The organism is Roseovarius sp. MBR-78 (assembly GCF_040547535.1).
Classification (GTDB): Bacteria; Pseudomonadota; Alphaproteobacteria; order Rhodobacterales; family Rhodobacteraceae; genus Roseovarius.
In genome coordinates, this window is sequence record NZ_JBEPPX010000064.1 from 1 (window position 1) to 3,928 (window position 3,928).

The 3,928-nt window shown below is 61.8% G+C and carries 5 protein-coding genes and 1 pseudogene; 3 read left to right on the forward strand and 3 right to left on the reverse strand.

From position 1 onward, the window contains the following. The 3 genes from ABIE58_RS20025 to ABIE58_RS20035 form a co-directional block, all read right to left on the reverse strand. Window positions 1–507 (reverse strand): TetR/AcrR family transcriptional regulator (locus ABIE58_RS20025; RefSeq protein ID WP_354546380.1); only part of this gene is annotated, 507 nt, incomplete at its 3' end. 119 nt (window positions 508–626) lie between these two features. Beyond that, the gene (locus tag ABIE58_RS20030) at window positions 627–1,223 is read right to left on the reverse strand and encodes a TetR/AcrR family transcriptional regulator (protein ID WP_227513888.1); all 597 of its coding nucleotides are present in this window, start codon (window positions 1,221–1,223) and stop codon (window positions 627–629) included. A 193-nt stretch (window positions 1,224–1,416) separates the two neighbouring features. Next, the gene (locus ABIE58_RS20035) at window positions 1,417–1,767 is read right to left on the reverse strand and encodes a winged helix-turn-helix transcriptional regulator (protein ID WP_037275416.1); all 351 of its coding nucleotides are present in this window, start codon (window positions 1,765–1,767) and stop codon (window positions 1,417–1,419) included. A 128-nt stretch (window positions 1,768–1,895) separates the two neighbouring features. Here ABIE58_RS20035 and ABIE58_RS20040 point away from each other — a divergent pair, with 128 nt between their 5' ends. From ABIE58_RS20040 to ABIE58_RS20050, 3 genes and pseudogenes are all read left to right on the forward strand, one after another. Next, complete coding sequence (locus tag ABIE58_RS20040; protein ID WP_008282860.1) at window positions 1,896–2,708, forward strand: DODA-type extradiol aromatic ring-opening family dioxygenase; 813 nt, start codon at window positions 1,896–1,898, stop codon at window positions 2,706–2,708. Window positions 2,709–2,736: 28 nt separating this feature from the next. Then, the gene (locus ABIE58_RS20045) at window positions 2,737–3,630 is read left to right on the forward strand and encodes an NAD(P)H-binding protein (protein ID WP_065334271.1); all 894 of its coding nucleotides are present in this window, start codon (window positions 2,737–2,739) and stop codon (window positions 3,628–3,630) included. A 23-nt stretch (window positions 3,631–3,653) separates the two neighbouring features. After that, window positions 3,654–3,928 (forward strand): annotated as a pseudogene (locus ABIE58_RS20050) (hypothetical protein); the annotation flags it as partial.

Genomic DNA, 3,928 nt, shown 5'->3' on the forward strand with positions numbered 1-3,928 from the left:
CAGCTTGAGAAGTTTCTGGAAGCGCACCCCCTGAATCGCCCAAAAAACCACCATGGCACCCTGCGGGTCTTGTGTGTCGGACAGGATACGCCCGATGTCGTCGCTCAATTCTCCCCGCAGCGGATCGAGCAGTTGCGGATCTGACGCCGCTGTCGCGAGGATCGCCATCGACAGGTCATCATCCACCTCTTGCGATTGCAGAACCGTTTCGAGATGACCACGCAGGGTTCGCGCGGGGTGCCGCTCCGGCACGCTCTCCAGCAGCTCCCGGTGTTCGGCCAACATCGCATCGAGCAGCCCCGAGAGCAGGGCCTTCTTTGTCGGGTAATTGTAAAGCACGCCCCCCTTGCTGAGGCCCGCCTCCTTTGCAACCGCGTCGATCGTTATCTTTCCCGCACCTGCACGCGCGGCGATCACGCGCGCAGCAGACAGTATCCTGCGAGACGCGCTTCTGGTTTCTGCTGGGGTCATGTGTTCACTCAAAACTGTACCGTCCGGTCGGTGCATCTGCGTGGGTAGCTAGTGTCCGGCACCATCCGGGTCAAGTGTTCAACCGGATCCGTCACCTTGAGGCGCGGCATGGCACCTGTCGAAGCACCAGAAGGCAAGCTGTTGGGCCTCCCACGCTATAAGTCATTGCGTCGGCCATATACCCCCAGAAAAGCGTCAACCGCCCTCTTTGAATGCTCAGATGCATCGACGGGCTGGTCGACGGCCAGCAATCGCGGCATGATGACGCCGGAGATGGACAGGTGAATGAACTGACTGGCGGCGTTTTGAACGTTTTCAACGTTCAGTGATTTCGTTTCGTGCAAGTCTTTGAGTATTTGCGCGACGTGTGTGATGGCGCGCGTCGGGCCTGCATCCATGTATATTTCGCCTGCCTCCGGCAGAACCGGAACCGCGCCGATGCAAACGCGAAGGAGACGAATGTAACCCTCATCCATGACCAGCCCGATCATGCGCCGCGAGAGTTCTTCAAGGGCACCTCGTGCATCGCCCAAGCTTGAAAGCGGACGACAGATTTCTTCTGAAAGTTTGTCGCATTCAGCTTGTAAAACGCTTAAGAAAAGCCTGTCTTTGCTTGGGAAATGCGCATAAAGGGTCGCCTTCGAAACCTTGGCTTGTTCGGCAATGGCATCGACACTGGCGCCTTCGAAGCCGCACTTCAAGAAGACCTCCCTCGCCCCTCTAAGCACATCGGCAACTTTACTTTCTCTCATGGCGATCACCTGGTTCCAAAACGTGATAACGAACGCACAGTGCAACATGACTGGCCGCGCTCAAAGGCGTCCAACAGGTCCATCAACTGTCATTCGCAAAAGCCGAGCGGCGCTGCGTAGCTCACAAACACAACCGTCATGAATCGGCACCGCCCAAAGCTGGTAAACGCACGCGTTTTTCGGGCTGGCGCAGTCAAACAGCGCCCAAGTCATCGTCCTGAAACACCCCCTCAGCTTTCCAGCGTTCCGCGATAGTTCCCAGTGCGTCCAGAACGCTTCGCAGGTCGTTCCCGCGTGGCGTCAAGCCATAGGTGACCGCAGGCGGGATCGTCTCGGCCTGTTCGCGCCAGATGACCCCGGCACCTTGCAGCATCCGCAGACGCTCGGTCAGCATTCGGGTCGATATCCCCGGCACAGAGCGCTTCAGCACCCCGAACCTTTGCGGCCCCTGATCGTTCAGGACCCAGATGATGTAGGTGGTCCACGGCCCCATGAGCAGCCGCAGGATCGCATCCATCGGGCACTGTGGCGGCGTTTTGGACATCGCTGTGCGCTTCCTTCCCAGATGGTTACTTTATCGTCCCTACTTTAATTTTTTCCATAACTCAACTATTACACCTCCTGATACAGGCACTCGAGGGTTACCTTGGCAACCGGGAGGGACAATCGGACATGGCCCGCCAGCCCACGCTCTTCATTCCCCACGGGGGCGGCCCCTGCTTCTTCATGGACTGGACTCCGCCCGATGAATGGGACCGACACCGGCAGTTTCTGGAGAATCTTCCGGGCACACTGCCTGAGCGCCCCAGGGCGCTTCTGGTGATCTCGGGTCACTGGGAGGAACCCGCGTTTACCGTGCAGACAAGTCCCACCCCGCCGCTTCTGTTCGACTATGGCGGTTTTCCGCCGCATACCTACGAGTTGACCTGGCCCGCCCCCGGCGATCCGGCGCTGGCCGATCGCGTGCATGACCTGATCCGCGCCGCCGGTCTTGCCGCCGCGAAGGATGCCGCACGGGGTTTTGACCACGGCGTCTTTGTGCCACTCAAGGTCGCCTTTCCAGAGGCTGACATTCCCTGCGTCCAGCTGTCGGTTGCCAGCGATCTGGACCCCGCGCGCCACATTGCGCTCGGTCAGGCCCTGGCCCCCCTGCGCGATGATGGCGTGCTGATCCTCGGCAGCGGCAACACCTATCACAACATGGGCGTGCTGATGCAAAGCCTGCGTGGCGGGCCGCGCGGCCCCGTCGTTGGCGGCGCGTTCGACGCCTGGCTGACCGAGGTGATGACCTGTCCCGATCCCGAGGAACGCAACCGCAGGCTCGTGCACTGGTCAGACGCACCGGGCGGTCGCGATGCCCATCCGCGCGAAGAGCATCTGATCCCACTGCATATCGTGGTGGGCGCGGCGGGCAACGATATCGGTCGCAAGACGCTGGAGGATCACGTTCTTGGCGCTGTCGAAAGCGCCTTCCGCTTCGGTTGAACAGAAAACGCAAAAGGAGAACCACAAGATGTCCGATAGCATCCAAGGCCCCTTCATCGTCACCGGCGCCTCCGGTCAGCTTGGCCGTCAGGTCGTCGAGAACCTGCTTGCGAAGGGCGCGAATCCCGTTGTCGCCATCACCCGCACGCCCGACAAGCTCGCCGATTTGCGCGCGCGCGGGGTTGAGGTCAGGGCGGGCGATTTCAATGATCCGGCCACGCTTGGCGCGGCCTTTGCCGGTGGCGGGCGGCTGCTGATCATCTCGACGGACGACCTTGAGCCGGGCAAGCGGCTTGCCGCGCATCGCAATGCAATCGCCGCCGCGCAGGAGGCCGGTGTAACGCATATCGTCTATACGTCGCTCACCAATCCAGATGAAAGCAGCCCGATCACCTTTGCCGCCGATCACCGCGAGAGCGAGGCGCTGATCAAGCAGACCGGCCTCCCGCACACGATCCTGCGCAACTGTCTTTACGCCGATCTCTTGCTGATGAGCGGGGCGCAGGCGATTGGCGCGGGGGCGCTTTACGCGGCGGCGGGTGACGGCAAGGCGGGCTATGTCACGCGCGCCGATTGCGCCCGCGCCGCCGCAGCGGCCCTGTTGTCCGAGATCGGATCGACCCTGCGCGACATCACCGGACCCGAGGCCGTCGGCCATGCCGAGATCGCCGCGATACTGTCCCAAGTTGCCGGCAAGGAGATCCCCTACGTCCCGATCACGCGCGACGCCTTGGTTGAGGCGATGAAGGAACACGGCCTGCCGGAGTTCATGGCGAATGTCTTCTCCTCCTTCGATGTCGCCGTTGCCAAGGGGAATCTCGACGTGGCCTCGGATGACGTGAAAAAGCTGACCGGGCAAAAGCCACAATCGGTCCGCGATTTCCTGCTGGCCAACACGCCCGCACTGAGCGGGCAGGCGTAAACGACACCCAAGGAGGCCCCGTCATGCTGAATATCCCGCCGCGCGAGGGGCCAAGGCCCGTCACCACGCCTTGTGCCCCGCATACCCAGATCAGTCAGAACCCAGATGCCGCGACAGCTCAGGCATTCAGGGACAGGGCCTTCGATTTCCCCTTTGTCATCCGCCAGCCCTCGATGATCTCGGTGCCGGGGGCCGAGGCACTTTGCCTCGAACACGGGCGCGGCTGCGGCTGCCGCGAGGCGTTCATGATCGGCACCGAGTTCGCCCATGTCCATCCGCCGCAGGACGGTAGCCTGCA

Bases quoted from the DNA above. Each gene is read 5' to 3' on its own strand.
- ABIE58_RS20045 (WP_065334271.1), top strand. From the start codon at position 2,737: ATGTCCGATAGCATCCAAGGCCCCTTCATCGTCACCGGCGCCTCCGGT.
- ABIE58_RS20030 (WP_227513888.1), bottom strand. From the start codon at position 1,223: ATGAGAGAAAGTAAAGTTGCCGATGTGCTTAGAGGGGCGAGGGAGGTC.
- ABIE58_RS20035 (WP_037275416.1), bottom strand. From the start codon at position 1,767: ATGTCCAAAACGCCGCCACAGTGCCCGATGGATGCGATCCTGCGGCTG.
- ABIE58_RS20040 (WP_008282860.1), top strand. From the start codon at position 1,896: ATGGCCCGCCAGCCCACGCTCTTCATTCCCCACGGGGGCGGCCCCTGC.